10 protein-coding genes are annotated in these 13,309 nt (G+C 66.8%); 7 read left to right on the top strand and 3 right to left on the bottom strand.

The features are described from left to right. The first annotated feature begins 111 nt into the window (after window positions 1–111). Window positions 112–2,970 carry an RNA polymerase-associated protein RapA gene (rapA, locus tag ACQ5BL_RS01155; protein WP_243805844.1) on the top strand — a complete coding sequence of 953 codons (2,859 nt, stop codon included), beginning with the start codon at window positions 112–114 and terminating at the stop codon, window positions 2,968–2,970. Between the two features lie 320 nt (window positions 2,971–3,290). Then, window positions 3,291–3,743 carry a universal stress protein gene (locus ACQ5BL_RS01150; protein WP_243805846.1) on the top strand — a complete coding sequence of 151 codons (453 nt, stop codon included), beginning with the start codon at window positions 3,291–3,293 and terminating at the stop codon, window positions 3,741–3,743. Between the two features lie 69 nt (window positions 3,744–3,812). Here the strand turns inward: ACQ5BL_RS01150 and ACQ5BL_RS01145 are convergent, their stop codons facing one another. Continuing rightward, window positions 3,813–5,471 carry a phosphoethanolamine transferase gene (locus ACQ5BL_RS01145; protein ID WP_207885127.1) on the bottom strand — a complete coding sequence of 553 codons (1,659 nt, stop codon included), beginning with the start codon at window positions 5,469–5,471 and terminating at the stop codon, window positions 3,813–3,815. Window positions 5,472–5,768: 297 nt separating this feature from the next. Here ACQ5BL_RS01145 and ACQ5BL_RS01140 point away from each other — a divergent pair, with 297 nt between their 5' ends. Further along, entirely contained in the window at window positions 5,769–7,931 is a 2,163-nt protein-coding gene (locus ACQ5BL_RS01140) for a putative bifunctional diguanylate cyclase/phosphodiesterase (RefSeq protein ID WP_243805849.1), read from the top strand. Here ACQ5BL_RS01140 and ACQ5BL_RS01135 read toward each other — a convergent pair. Beyond that, the gene (locus ACQ5BL_RS01135; protein WP_243805851.1) at window positions 7,914–8,702 is read right to left on the bottom strand and encodes a hydroxypyruvate isomerase family protein; all 789 of its coding nucleotides are present in this window, start codon (window positions 8,700–8,702) and stop codon (window positions 7,914–7,916) included. The two genes, ACQ5BL_RS01140 and ACQ5BL_RS01135, sit on opposite strands and share 18 nt — an antisense overlap. Continuing rightward, window positions 8,699–9,595 carry an NAD(P)-dependent oxidoreductase gene (locus ACQ5BL_RS01130; RefSeq protein ID WP_243805853.1) on the bottom strand — a complete coding sequence of 299 codons (897 nt, stop codon included), beginning with the start codon at window positions 9,593–9,595 and terminating at the stop codon, window positions 8,699–8,701. The genes ACQ5BL_RS01135 and ACQ5BL_RS01130 overlap by 4 nt, the downstream gene beginning before the upstream one ends. 301 nt (window positions 9,596–9,896) lie before the next feature. On the opposite strand from ACQ5BL_RS01130, the gene ACQ5BL_RS01125 reads away from it, so the two are divergent. Genes ACQ5BL_RS01125 through phnE form a run of 4 tightly spaced genes read left to right on the top strand, consistent with a single transcriptional unit; the run spans window position 9,897 to window position 13,160 of the window. Further along, window positions 9,897–10,754, top strand: coding sequence for a putative selenate ABC transporter substrate-binding protein (locus tag ACQ5BL_RS01125; protein ID WP_243805855.1), 858 nt, complete (start codon window positions 9,897–9,899; stop codon window positions 10,752–10,754). Continuing rightward, the gene (locus ACQ5BL_RS01120; protein WP_243805857.1) at window positions 10,751–11,557 is read left to right on the top strand and encodes a phosphonate ABC transporter ATP-binding protein; all 807 of its coding nucleotides are present in this window, start codon (window positions 10,751–10,753) and stop codon (window positions 11,555–11,557) included. Before ACQ5BL_RS01125 ends, ACQ5BL_RS01120 begins: the two co-directional genes overlap by 4 nt. Beyond that, a complete protein-coding gene (locus ACQ5BL_RS01115; RefSeq protein ID WP_243805859.1) occupies window positions 11,551–12,393 on the top strand; it encodes a PhnE/PtxC family ABC transporter permease in 843 nt (280 codons plus the stop codon). The genes ACQ5BL_RS01120 and ACQ5BL_RS01115 overlap by 7 nt, the downstream gene beginning before the upstream one ends. Then, window positions 12,390–13,160, top strand: coding sequence for a phosphonate ABC transporter, permease protein PhnE (phnE, locus tag ACQ5BL_RS01110; protein ID WP_243805861.1), 771 nt, complete (start codon window positions 12,390–12,392; stop codon window positions 13,158–13,160). The genes ACQ5BL_RS01115 and phnE overlap by 4 nt, the downstream gene beginning before the upstream one ends. Window positions 13,161–13,309 lie beyond the last annotated feature (149 nt).

Genomic DNA, 13,309 nt, shown 5'->3' with positions numbered 1-13,309 from the left:
GACGCCCAGCGCCCTCCTCCCGGCAGGCCCGACCCTCCGGACGACCGGAACCGTCATCGGCCATCGCTGAATGCCGCGCGTTCCGGTACCATAGCCGGCTTTTTTTGGGAGGTGTCCATGGCGCAGTATCAACCCGGTCAACGCTGGATCAGCGACAGTGAAGCGGAACTTGGGCTGGGAACCATCCTGGCGCTCGACGGACGCCTGCTCACGGTGCTCTATCCGGCCACCGGTGATACCCGCCAGTACGCCGAGCGCAACGCACCGCTGACCCGCGTGCGCTTCGCCCCGGGCGACGAGATCACCCATTTCGAAGGCTGGAAGATGACCGTCCGCGAAGTGGACGAGGTCGACGGCCTGCTGATCTACCACGGCATCACCGCGCAGAACGACCAGCGCACCGTGCCAGAGACCCAGCTGTCGAACTTCATCCAGTTCCGCCTGGCCAGCGACCGCCTGTTCGCCGGACAGATCGACCCGATGTCCTGGTTCGGCCTGCGCTACCACACCCTGGAACACCGCACCCGCCTGCTGCAATCCTCCCTCTGGGGCCTGGGCGGCGCCCGCGCGCAACCCATCGCCCACCAGCTGCACATTGCCCGCGAAGTTGCCGACCGCATGGCGCCGCGCGTCCTGCTGGCCGACGAAGTGGGTCTGGGCAAGACCATCGAAGCAGGCCTGGTGATCCACCGCCAGCTGCTCTCCGGCCGCGCCAGCCGCGTGCTGATCCTGGTGCCGGAAAACCTGCAGCACCAGTGGCTGGTGGAAATGCGCCGGCGCTTCAACCTGGAAGTCGCCCTGTTCGACCGTGAGCGTTTCGTCGAGAGCGATGCCAGCAACCCCTTCGAAGACACCCAGCTGGCCCTGGTGGCGCTGGAGTGGCTGCGCGAGGACGAGCGCGCCCAGGACGCCGCCTTCGCCGCCGGTTGGGACCTGCTGGTCGTCGACGAAGCCCACCACCTCGTGTGGCACCCGGAACAGGCGAGCCCCGAATACCAGTTGGTGGAGCAACTCTCGCAAGTCATCCCCGGCGTGCTGCTGCTCACCGCGACCCCGGAACAACTGGGCCTGGACAGCCACTTCGCCCGCCTGCGCCTGCTCGACCCGGACCGCTTCCACGACCTGGAAGCCTTCCGCGCGGAAAGCAGCCAGTACCGCCCGGTCGCCGAGGCGGTGCAGGAACTGATCGACCATGGACGTCTCTCCCCCACCGCCCGCGAGGCCATCCACGGCTTCCTCGGCAGCGAGGGCGACGAGCTGCTGGCCAGCGTCGAGGGCGGTAATGAAGATGCCCGCGCCCGCCTGGTGCGCGAGCTGCTCGACCGCCACGGCACCGGCCGCGTGCTGTTCCGCAACACCCGCGCCGCCGTGCAAGGCTTCCCTGAGCGCCAGCTGCATCCGTACGCGCTGACCAACCCGGTGGAATACATGGAGCTGCCGATCGGCGAGCACCCGGACCTCTACCCGGAAGTCAGCTTCCAGGCCCAGGCCCAGGCCGAGGACGGCGACGAGAACACCCGCTGGTGGCGCTTCGACCCGCGCGTCGACTGGCTGATCGACACCCTGAAGATGCTCAAGCAGTACAAGGTGCTGGTGATCTGCGCCCACGCCGAGACCGCGCTGGACCTGGAAGATGCCCTGCGCCTGAAGTCCGGCATCCCGGCCACCGTGTTCCATGAAGGCATGAGCATCCTCGAACGCGACCGCGCCGCCGCCTACTTCGCCGACGAAGAGTTCGGCGCCCAGGTGCTGATCTGCTCGGAAATCGGCAGCGAGGGCCGCAACTTCCAGTTCGCCCATCATCTGGTGCTGTTCGACCTGCCGGCTCACCCGGACCAGCTGGAACAGCGCATCGGCCGCCTCGACCGGATCGGCCAGAAGCACACCATCCAGATCCACGTGCCGCACCTGGAGAACAGCCCGCAGGAACGCCTGTTCCAGTGGTACCACCAGGCGCTGAACGCCTTCCTCAACACCTGCCCCACCGGCAACGCCCTGCAGCACCGCTTCGGCCCGCGCCTGGTGGAACTGCTCGATGGCGGCGACGACGACGCCTTCGCCGCCCTGCTCGCCGAAGGCAAGGCCGCCCGCGAAGCCCTGGAAGCCGAGATGCACAGCGGCCGTGACCGCCTGCTGGAGCTGAACTCCGGCGGCAGCGGTGAAGGCGAGGCGCTGGTGGAGGAGATCGAGGAGCAGGACGACCAGTTCGCCCTGCCGATCTACATGGAGCGCCTGTTCGACACCTACGGCATCCACAGCGAGGATCACTCGGAGAACGCGCTGATCCTGCGCCCGAGCGAGAAGATGCTCGACGCCAGCTTCCCGCTGGGCGACGACGAAGGCGTGACCATCACCTACGACCGCGCCCAGGCCCTGGCCCGCGAGGACATGCAGTTCCTCACCTGGGAACATCCCATGGTGCAGGGCGGCATGGACCTGGTGCTGTCCGGCTCGCTGGGCAACACCTCGGTGGCACTGATCAAGAACAAGGCGCTCAAGCCCGGCACCGTGCTGCTGGAGCTGCTGTTCGTCAGCGAGGCCGTGGCGCCGCGCAAGCTGCAGCTCGGCCGCTTCCTGCCGCCGGTGGCGCTGCGCTGCCTGATGGATGCCAACGGCAACGACCTGTCCGCTCGCGTGTCCTTCGAAACCCTCAACGACCAGCTGGAAAGCGTGCCGCGCGCCAGCGCCAACAAGTTCGTGCAGGCCCAGCGCGACGTGCTGGCCAAGCAGTTCGCACTGGCCGAGACCAAGATCGCCCCGCGCCATGCCGAGCGTGTGGAAGCGGCCCGCCAGCAGCTGACCGCCACCCTGGACGAGGAGCTGGCGCGCCTGACCGCGCTCAAGGCCGTCAACCCCAGCGTGCGCGACAGCGAACTGGATGCCCTGCGCAAGCAGCGCGACGACAGCCTGGCGATGCTGGACAAGGCCTCGCTGCGCCTGGAGGCGATCCGCGTGCTGGTGGCGGGCTGATCCAGAGACAGTTCAATGAAGAAGCCGCCACAGGGTGACCTGTGGCGGCTTTTTTCATGGGCGCCGTTCCACCCGGCTGCGTAGGAGCGGACTCCGTCCGCGATGTCGCATCGGCGGCTCCACGAGCAAGGCCGGCGCGTGGCTGACATGATCGCGGACAGAGTCCGCTCCTACGCCCAGACAGACGGCCGATCAGTGGAACAAGCCGCTCTATTCCCGGAATTTTCAGACACACCGACTACCATTGACGCTGCGCAAGGGAATCTCGCCCTCGGAGGGATAGAGTTTTCTTACCAAGCCCACTGATTGAGGAACACATCATGTACGAGCGCATTCTGGTAGCGGTGGACGGCAGTCCGGTTTCCGACCGCGCCTTGGTCGAGGCGGCCAAGCTGGCCAAGCTGAGCGGCGGCGAGCTGCGGGTCATCACCATCGTCGACAGCCCCCTGCGGCACCTGCCCGACTACGCCGTGTACTACAACCCCGAGCCGCTGCGCGAAGCCGCGCTGAAGGCTGCCGATGACATCCTGGCCAAGGCCAGGGAGCAGGTCGCCGATTTCCCGGTCAAGGCCGTGTTCGAGCGGGTCTGCCAGGAACGCGCCAGCGAGGAGATCGCCGAACGTATCGAAATCGAGGCCGACGCCTCCAAGGCGGATGTAATCGTCATGGGTACCCATGGCCGCCGTGGCGTGCGCCGCCTGATGCTGGGCAGCGTGGCCGAAGGCCTGATCCGCGTCAGCAACCGCCCGGTGCTGCTGGTACGCGACAAGTAAGTCCAGCCCCTGAAAACGCAAAGGCCCTGCGGTGTATGCCGCAGGGCCTTTCTTTTTGCTGCCGTCTGCTTACTGGGCGGCGGTCATGTTGCGCCGGCAGGAATGGAAGATGTCCAGGTCCGGCTGGTAGAGGCTGGTGCGTACGTCGTACAGGCCGAGCACCGAGTGGAACAGGTTGTCGTGGCTCAACTCGTCGGCCTTGGCCTTGGTCTCCAGGCAGCCGCGATCGATGCCCAGGTCGCCCAACGCGCCGTTGCCGAACCACATCACCATCGGCACATGGGTCTGCGCCTTGGGCGCGATGGCGTAGGGCGCGGCGTGCAGGTAGACGCCGTTCTCGCCCAGCGACTCGCCGTGGTCGGAGACGTAGAGCATCGAGGTGTCGAAGCGGCCTTCGTTGCGCTTGAGCAGTTCCACCACCTTGGACAGGAAGAAGTCGGTGTAGAGGATGGTGTTGTCGTAGACGTTCACCAGCTCCTCGCTGCTGCAACTGCCCAGCTGGTTGGTGTGGCATACCGGCTTGAAGCGTTCCAGGCTCTTCGGATAGCGGTCGTAGTACTCCGGGCCGTGGCTGCCGTCGGCGTGCAGGACGATGATGGCGTTGTCCTTCAGGCCGTCGATGTAGGCCTGCAGGTCCTGCAGCAGGGCTTCGTCCAGGCAGTTCTTGCCGTCGCAGAAGGGGCCGGGCTGGGTCTTGGGGATGTCGCGGTTCGGCACGCGCAGGCAGGTGCCCTTGCAGTCGCTGTTGTTGTCCAGCCAGAGCACGGACACGCCTACCCGCTGCAGCACGTCGAGCAGCCCCTGGTAGGTCTTGCCCTTCTTGTCGCTGTAGTCCTCGCGGGGGAACTTGGAGAACATGCAGGGCACCGACACAGCAGTGGAGGTGCCGCAGGAGCTGACGTTGGCGAAGTTGATGATGTCGAGCTTGGCCAGCTCCGGGTTGGTCTCGCGGGCATAGCCGTTCAGGGAGAAGTGGTCGGCGCGGGCGGTTTCACCGACCACGAAGATCATCAGCGACTTCTTGCCGTCGGCGCGCACGCGCTGGGTCGCCACGGCATCCTCGCCGATCGGTTGCACCACCAGGTTCTCCTTGATCCCCAGGCGCTGCTTGGCGTACTTGCTCACCGCATAGATGTAGTTGGTCGGGTTGATGAAGTGGGTCAGCTTGTCTTCCTGGCGGAACACCGGCGCATAGGTGGAATAGAAGCTGCCCACGGAGACCGCCACCACCGCCACGCAGGCGACTATCACCAGGACCTTGTTGAGCAGACCGCGGAAGAACGGGCGATAAGTCACCGGGGTCCGCCAGATGATGGCCGCCGGCAGAACGCCCAGCACCAGCAGGTAGCCGACCATCCGCGCACTGAACAGGGCCGCGGCTTCGCCGGGGTTGGTCTCGAACACGTTCTGCACCATCACCGTGTCGATGACCACGCCATAGGTGTTCATGAAGTAGGCCGCGCCGGCGGACACCAGCGCCACCAGGGTCAGCGCCGGCTTGAGCAGCGGACGGAACGACACCAGCGTCAGCAACAGGGTGAAGGCCGCCCAGAGGAAGAAGGCGAACGAGAGGAAGAAGCCGGCACCTTTCACACCTTCCAGCGGCACCAGGTTGTTCAGCGCCTTCCAGGTCGCGACGTTGTAGAAGAGCACCAGGGCCAGGGAAAACAGCAGGACCAGCCGCGTGGAACTGATCTGCGGGATGAGGTGGCGTTTACCCTCAGCCATCGAGTGCACTCCTTGAACTGCAAAAGTCGGATTGGAAACGTGAATGGGAAGGCCTGCCGGCCAGCGGCGGTACTTTAGCGGCAAGTTGGTCAAAAGTGTGTCAATTCGAAGACGTCATCCGGCACATCGGAAGCCGGATGCCCATTCGGTCTGGCACGACCGTACGTCGGAGGCACTTCGCCACTCCGTCGGAAACGACGATCCCGGCTTGCAGGGCAATGACCACACCCTAGACTGACATCAAAGTGATATCTCCCCCGTGCCTCGACCACATCCCGACATCTGGAGCTCCCGGCTATGGAATGGCAGAAGGACGCCGTACCCGACGCTGTGCTGTTGGAGTGCACCCACAACCCCGGTCTGGTGCTGCTATCCATCCTCATCGCCTGTGCCGCCAGCTACGTCGCGCTGAGCATCGCCGGCCTGATGCTCCGTTCGCCCCGGCAGGCATGGCGCTGGCAGTGGGTAGGCGGCATCTGCCTGGGCAGCGGCATCTGGTCGATGCACTTCGTCGCCATGCTCGCCTTCCGCCCCGCGGTGCCGGTGCACTTCAGCAGCGGCCTGACCCTGCTGTCACTGCTCATCGCCATCGGCACCTCGGTCGTCGCCATGCGCCTGCTCATCCGCGCAGGACTAAGCCCGTTGCAACACCTGCTGGCCGCCGGCTGCATCGGCGTGAGCATCGCCGGCATGCACTACACCGGGATGGCAGCCATCCAGGCGCCGCCGATGCAGCATTACGACCCGTCGCTGGTGGCGCTGTCGGTACTGATAGCGATCCTGGTGGCCTATGTCGCGCTAGTGCTCACCCCGGTCCTCAACCGGCAGCCTGCGGATCGCCAGTGGCTCTACCAGATCCTCGCCAGCCTGCTGCTCGGCAGCGCCATTGCCGGCATGCATTTCACCGGCATGGCGGCGCTGACCCTGACGCTGCCCAGTTGGGTGGTGCCGGTTGCCGACGCCGCCCAGGGCAACGCCATTCAGCTCGGCGTGATGGTCGGACTGCTGGCCCTGGCGGTGGTACTCGCCGGGCTCTGGGCCGCCTGGATCGACGAGAGCCTGGCAAGCAAGGAAAGCGAACTGAACCGGGTCAACACCCTGCTCAGCCAGCTCGACCACGCCAATGCCTCCCTGCAGCAACTGGCGCGCGTCGACGGCCTGACCGGCCTGCACAACCGCACGGCGCTGAACGAGGAGTTCGCCCTGCGCCTGGAGCGCAACCGCAAGAAAGGCCAGGGCATGGCGGTGATCCTGCTGGACCTGGACCACTTCAAGCGGGTCAACGACTCCCTCGGCCACGCCGCCGGCGACGAACTGCTGTGCATCGTTTCCGGGCGCATTCGCAGCGCCCTGCGCGGCTCCGACCTGCTGGCCCGCTTCGGCGGCGACGAGTTCTGCATCCTTGCCGACCTGGGCGAGGATCACGAAGCGCGCATCCTCTCCCAGCGCCTGATGCAACGCATGAAGGAGCCCATCACCACCGCCGGGCGCAGCCTGGTGATGACCCTGAGCGTCGGTATCAGCCTGTTTCCCAATGACGGCGACCAGGCAGAGGAGCTGCTCAAGCACGCCGACCTGGCCCTGTACCAATCCAAGGGCAACGGTCGCAACGCCACCCACTTCTTCAGCCCGCACCTGAAGACCAAGGCCACCCAGGAGCTGCAGCTGGAAGAGGAACTGCGCAAGGCGCTGTGGGACGACGAGCTGGTGCTCTATTACCAGCCGATCCTGCGTATCGGCAACGGCGGGGTGGAGCAACTGGAGGCGCTGGTGCGCTGGAAGCACCCGGTCCACGGCCTGCTGTCACCGGACCGTTTCATCAACCTGGCGATCGCCAACGGCCTGATCGGCGCGCTGGATGCCTGGGTGCTCCGCCAGGCCTGCCAGGATCTGCGCCGCCTGCATGACCTGGGCTTTACCGAGCTGCGGGTGGCGGTGAACTGCTGTGCCAGCAACCTGGGCCGCGCCAGCCTGGTGGAAGAAGTGCAACGCACCCTGGACGAGGCCGGTCTGCCGGCCCGCTACCTGGAGCTGGAGGTCACCGAAAATGCGGTGGTGGCCAACATCGACCAGGCCATTCCACTGCTCAATCGCCTGCGGGAACTGGGCGTGAGCCTGTCGATAGACGACTTCGGCACCGGCTATTCGTCGCTGTCGTACTTGCGCCAGCTACCGCTGGATGCCCTGAAGGTGGACCGCTCCTTCATTTGCGACGTGCCCCAGTCCCAGCGTGACGGCGAGATCGCCCAGGCGATCATCGCCATGGCGCAGAAACTGCACCTGAAGGTGATCGCCGAAGGTGTCGAGCACCCGCAGCAGCTGGCCTTCCTGCGCGAAAACAACTGCGAACTGGCGCAGGGCTACCTGTTCAGCCGCCCCCTGCCCCTCTCCGCGCTGGTGGAGTTCCTCGACGCCTACCACGAAGGCAGCGAGTCGACGCTGTTACGCAATCAGGCCTGAACGCCAGCGCGGCAGCCAGCGCAAAGAGTCGGCGGTGGTGCCGGTCGGTCGGTATTCCGCTCCCAGCCAGCCGTCGTAGCCGACGTCATCGAGCACCTGCAGCGGCACTTCGAAGTCCATCTCGCCGGAGCCCGGCTCGCCGCGCTCGGGGAAGTCGGCGAACTGCACGTGGCCGATCTGGCCCATCAGCGCATAGATGCAATCCACCAGTTCCAGGCCCATGCGCGCCATGTGGTAGAGGTCCAGCTGGGCGCGCAGGTTTTCCCGTGCCACGCGCTCGAGCATGTCCTGCAGGTGTTCCGGGGTATTGAGCAGGAAGTCCTTCATGTCGTGGCAATTGATGGCTTCCATCAGCACGTCGGTGCCGCTGCCGGCGAAGGCGTCGCAGGTGACGCGCAGGCGCTCGGCCAGGGTCTGCAGGGCGACCTCGCGCTCCAGGCCCTCGACCAGACGGCCAGCCAGCACGTTCACGTGCTGCGGCTTGACGATGCGCGCATAGTCCAGCGCCTTGGCCAGCGCGGCGTCGAACTCCGCCGCACGCGCAGGCACCGCGGCGATACCCGGGCCGCCCTGCATCAGGTCGCCGGCCGGCAGGTTGATCAGCACCAGCGGCAGGCCGGCGTCATCCAGTGCGGCCTTCAGTTGCTCGGCCGGGACGTCGTAGGGGAACTGGATTTCCACGCCATCGAAGCCGGCCTTGGCGGCAGCGTCGATACGCTGCAGCAACGGGACTTCGGTGAACAGCAGGGACAGGTTGGCGCAGAGTTTCATTCAGGTAATTCCTTCGACTGGCGGTATTGCTCGACCAGGGTAGCCGGGTCGCGTTCGAGATTGCCCTGGCTGCCGTGCAGGCGCATCAGTTGCGCGGCGAGGCCGCTCATGGGCGTGGCCGAGCCTTCCTCGCGGGAAAGCTTTACGGCGGTGTCCAGATCCTTGAGCAGCGTGCGCACGTGCCACTTCACCGGCTCGAAGCGGCTTTCGGCCATCTGCGGAGCAAGGATCTGCAGGGGTTTGGAATCGGCGAAGCCACCGGCCAGCGCCGGGGCGATCAGGCTGGCATCGACGCCGGACTTTTCCGCCAACGCCACCACCTCGGCGATCACCAGCGCGTTGCAGGCGACGATCATCTGGTTGCACACCTTGGTCACCTGTCCGGCGCCGACATCCCCCATGCGCGTCAGGCGTTGGCCGAGGTTGGCCAGGATCGGCCGGACGCGCTCGATGTCTTCGACACGGCCGCCGGCCATGATCGCCAGGGTGCCGGCCTCGGCGCCCGGCGTGCCGCCTGATACCGGAGCGTCGACCCAGCGCATGCCCGTACGCGCTTCCAGCTCAGCGGCCATTTCGCGGGTGGCGGCTGGCTCCAGGCTGGAGAAGTCCACCAGTACCTGCCCGGCGCGGGCGCTCTCGACGATACCGCCGGCACCGAACACCACCTCGTGCACGGCGGCGGTATCGGCCAGGCAGAGCATCACCACCTCGGCATCGGCGCACAGCTGTGCCGGCGTCTCCACGGCGCGGGCGCCCTCCCCGGCGAGCAGTTCGCGCTTGCCGGCGGATCGGTTCCACACGGTCAGCGGGTAGCCGGCGGCGAGCAGGCGACGGGACATGGGCACGCCCATCAGGCCGAGGCCGGCAAAGGCAATGGAAGGCAGGGCAGACATCTGTAACTCCTGTGAGGCAAAATAGCGGGCACGGGGGCGGCCATCTTAACCCCCGCGAAGGCAAAGAGCCTGCTGAGGATCTCGCGAGCTAGCGCAGAACAAGGCGAGAAGGGACGAGGAGCGGAGCGTAAATGAGCATCCGAGGCCCTTCTCAACGCCGTTCTGCCGACGCGTAGCAGATCATCAGCCGGCTCGAAGGCCGAGCCTGCCGGCAGTGCGTGCTCCCTGGGTCGGGGAATACGCGGGCAGACAGCCGCTAAACTTCCCAGGCTTTTTCCGCTATTGAACCGGAGACTGCTCCATGCTGAAACGCACCCTGGCGCTCGCCGCCTGCTTTGCGCTGTCCTTTGCTGCGTCCGTTACCCATGCCGAAGCCCTGAAAGAGCTGAAGGTCTCGGCCATTCCCGATGAAGCCCCCACCGAACTGCTGCGCAAGTTCAAGCCGCTGGGCGCCTACCTGGAGGAGCAACTGGGCATGCCCGTTAAGTTCATCCCGGTATCCGACTATGCCGGCGTGGTCGAGGCCCTGGCCTCCGATCGCCTGGACATGGCCTGGCTGGGCGGCTTCACCTTCGTCCAGGCGCGCCTGAAGACCGGCAATGCCATCCCGCTGGTACAGCGCGAGCAGGACCAGCAGTTCACCAGCAAATTCATCACCGCCGACCCGAGCGTGAAGTCGATCCAGGACCTGAAGGGCAAGACCTTCGCCTTCGGCTCCGTGTCCTCCACCTCCGGCAGTCTGATGCCGCGCTACTTCATGCAGAAGGACGGCGTGGTGCCCGAGCAGTTCTTCTCCCGCGTGGCCTACTCCGGCGCCCACGATGCTACCGTCGCCTGGGTCCAGGCCGGCAAGGTCGACGCCGGCGTGCTGAACGCCTCCGTCTGGCAGAAGCTGGTGGACAGCGGCAAGGTCGACACCAGCAAGGTGAAGGTCTTCGCCACCACCCCGACCTACTACGACTACAACTGGACCGTGCGCGGCAACCTCGATCCGGCCTTGGCCGAGAAGATCAAGAAGGCCTTCCTCGCCCTCGACCCGAACAACCCGCGCGACAAGGAAATCCTCGACCTGCAGGCGGCCAGCCGCTTCATCGAGACCAAGCCTGAGAACTACAAGGGCATCGAGGAGTCGGCTCGCGCCGCCGGCCTCCTGAAGTGACCCTGAAACTGACCGGCGTGGAGCACGTCCACGCCAACGGCCAGCGTTCGCTCGCCGGCATCGACCTTGCGGTCGAAGCCGGCGAACGGGTGGCGATCATCGGTCCTTCGGGCGCCGGCAAGACCACCCTGCTGCGCATCCTGGCCACCGCCCTGAAACCCTCGGCGGGCAACTACGAACTGCTCGGCGCCCAGCCCTGGGCGCTGAGTGGCGCCGCGCGCCAGCGCCTGCGCGCACGCATTGCGCTGGTGCACCAGGCCCCTCCGCTGCCGCCGCGCCAGCGGGTGGTCACCGCCGTACTCGCCGGCCGCCTCGGCCAGTGGTCGCTGGGCAGGAGCCTGGCCAGCCTGCTCTATCCCCTCGACAGCGCCGGCGCCCGCGCCGAGCTGCAACGCCTGGACCTCTCCGACAAGCTGTTCGAACGCTGCGACCAGCTTTCCGGTGGCCAACTGCAACGGGTCGGCATCGCCCGGGCGCTGTACCAGCAGGCCGAAGTGCTGCTGGCAGACGAACCCGTCTCGGCCATGGACCCGGTGCTCGCCGGCCACACCCTGGCGGTGCTCAGCCGCGAAGCGCGGAGCCGCGGCGTGACGCTGCTGGCCAGCCTGCATGCGGTGGACCTGGCACTGGAACACTTCCCGCGCATCGTCGGCATCCGCGATGGCCGCATCGCCTTCGACAAGCCGGCGGAACAAGTCACTCCGGACGACCTGCGCGCCCTCTACGCCAACGAGCAACTCGGTCAGCAGGCCGACTCCCCGCCAGCGGGCAAACCTGTGGTGGTGCAGATTCCGCGATGCTGAAGCCTGCGCTCTCGAAGAGCCCGCCCCGCGACCCCGCCGCGCTGCCACGCCTGCTGCTCACCCTGCTCGCCCTGGCCCTGTTGTGGCCGGGCCTGCGCCTCTCCGAGCTGGACATCAGCGGCCTGTTCAGCGGCGAAAATGCGCGGACCATGGCCAATTTTCTTGGCGGTTTCTGGCCGCCGGCCCATGACGACGAATTCCTCGGCCTGCTCGGCCGCGCCACCCTAGAAACCCTGGCCATTGCCACCGCCGGCATGGCGCTGGCCTGGCTGATCGCCTTCCCCGCCGCGCTGCTGGCGACCCGTGCGCTATCGATCTCCGCTCTGGCCCGCGGCGGCTTGCCGGCCTGGTGGGCGCGCGCCTTGCGCTGGCCGGTGCGTGGCCTGCTGATCCTGCTGCGCAGCGTGCCGGAAATCGTCTGGGCGCTGCTGTTCGTCCGCGCCGTGGGCCTGGGACCGACCGCCGGCGTGCTGGCCATCGCCATCACCTACGGCGGCATGCTCGGCAAGGTCTACGCGGAAATCTTCGAATCGGTGGACCCGCGTCCGACCCGCGCGGTGCTGCTCGGCGGCGGCTCGCGCCTGCAGGCCTTCGCCTACGGCGTGCTGCCCTCGGCGGCGCCGGAACTGATTTCCTACACCGTCTACCGCTGGGAGTGCGCTATCCGTGCCTCGGTGGTGATGGGCTTCGTCGGCGCCGGCGGCCTCGGCCAGCAGATCGATCTGTCGCTGCGCATGTTCGCCGGCGGCGAGGTGGCGAGCATCCTGCTGACCTTCCTGCTGCTGGTGCTCGGCGCCGACCTGCTCAGCCGCTTCCTGCGCGGGAGGCTCGAATGAGCGGGCTGTTGCGCAGCCTGGCCTGGCTGCTGGTCGTCCTGGCCGCGGTGATCGCCTCCTTCGTCTACCTGCAGATGGACACCGGCGGACTCTTCAGCACCAAGGGCCTTGGCCAGATGCTCGCCTACGCGCGCGACTTCCTGTCCCCGGACCTTTCCGTCGCGCACTTGCAGGCCATCGGCCGGGGCGCACTGGAAACCCTGGCCATGTCGGCCATCGGCACCCTCCTCGCGGCACTGCTCGGCGTGCTGCTGGCACTGCCGGCGGCCGGGCGTTTCGGCCGTGTCGCCCAGAGCCTGTCGCGGCTGCTGCTCAATGCCCTGCGCGCGGTACCGGAACTGGTGTGGGGCGCACTGATGGTGCTGGCCGCAGGACTAGGACCGAACGCCGGCACCCTGGCCCTGGCGCTGCATACCGGCGGGGTGCTCGGCCGACTGTTCGCCGAGGCGCTGGAAAACACCCCGACCGCTCCCGCCGAGGCCGTTCGCCTGGCCGGCGGCGGTCGCGTCGCCGCCTTCGCCTACGGCACCCTGCCGGCGGTCTGGCCGCAACTGGTGGCCTACGTGCTGTACCGCTGGGAGAACAACATCCGCATGGCCAGCGTGCTCGGCTTCGTCGGCGCCGGTGGCCTGGGGCAGATGCTCTACTTCAGCCTGAGCCTGTTCCAGCAGGCGCAGGCGGCCACGGTGATTCTCGCCATGCTGCTGCTGGTGCTGGGCGTCGATACGCTGAGCGCCTGGGCACGGCAGCGCTGGGTGAGTCATTGAGATTCACCTTGTAGGAGCGAGCTTGCTCGCGAACCAGGCGTCAGCCCACTCGGTGTCAGGCGGTTCGCGAGCAAGCTCGCTCCTACAAAGAGCTCTTACAAGCATCGGAAACAGCACGCAACAAAAAGCCCGGCACATGGCCGGGCTTT

Source organism: Pseudomonas sp. B1-22 (assembly GCF_050474425.1).
Classification (GTDB): Bacteria; Pseudomonadota; Gammaproteobacteria; order Pseudomonadales; family Pseudomonadaceae; genus Pseudomonas.
Note: the sequence above shows the minus strand (reverse complement) of the source record. Positions and strands in the feature narration are given on the sequence as shown.

Bases quoted from the DNA above. Each gene is read 5' to 3' on its own strand.
- ACQ5BL_RS01150 (WP_243805846.1), top strand. From the start codon at position 3,291: ATGTACGAGCGCATTCTGGTAGCGGTGGACGGCAGTCCGGTTTCCGAC.
- ACQ5BL_RS01145 (WP_207885127.1), bottom strand. From the start codon at position 5,471: ATGGCTGAGGGTAAACGCCACCTCATCCCGCAGATCAGTTCCACGCGG.
- ACQ5BL_RS01140 (WP_243805849.1), top strand. From the start codon at position 5,769: ATGGAATGGCAGAAGGACGCCGTACCCGACGCTGTGCTGTTGGAGTGC.
- ACQ5BL_RS01135 (WP_243805851.1), bottom strand. From the start codon at position 8,702: ATGAAACTCTGCGCCAACCTGTCCCTGCTGTTCACCGAAGTCCCGTTG.
- ACQ5BL_RS01130 (WP_243805853.1), bottom strand. From the start codon at position 9,595: ATGTCTGCCCTGCCTTCCATTGCCTTTGCCGGCCTCGGCCTGATGGGC.
- ACQ5BL_RS01125 (WP_243805855.1), top strand. From the start codon at position 9,897: ATGCTGAAACGCACCCTGGCGCTCGCCGCCTGCTTTGCGCTGTCCTTT.
- ACQ5BL_RS01115 (WP_243805859.1), top strand. From the start codon at position 11,551: ATGCTGAAGCCTGCGCTCTCGAAGAGCCCGCCCCGCGACCCCGCCGCG.
- phnE (WP_243805861.1), top strand. From the start codon at position 12,390: ATGAGCGGGCTGTTGCGCAGCCTGGCCTGGCTGCTGGTCGTCCTGGCC.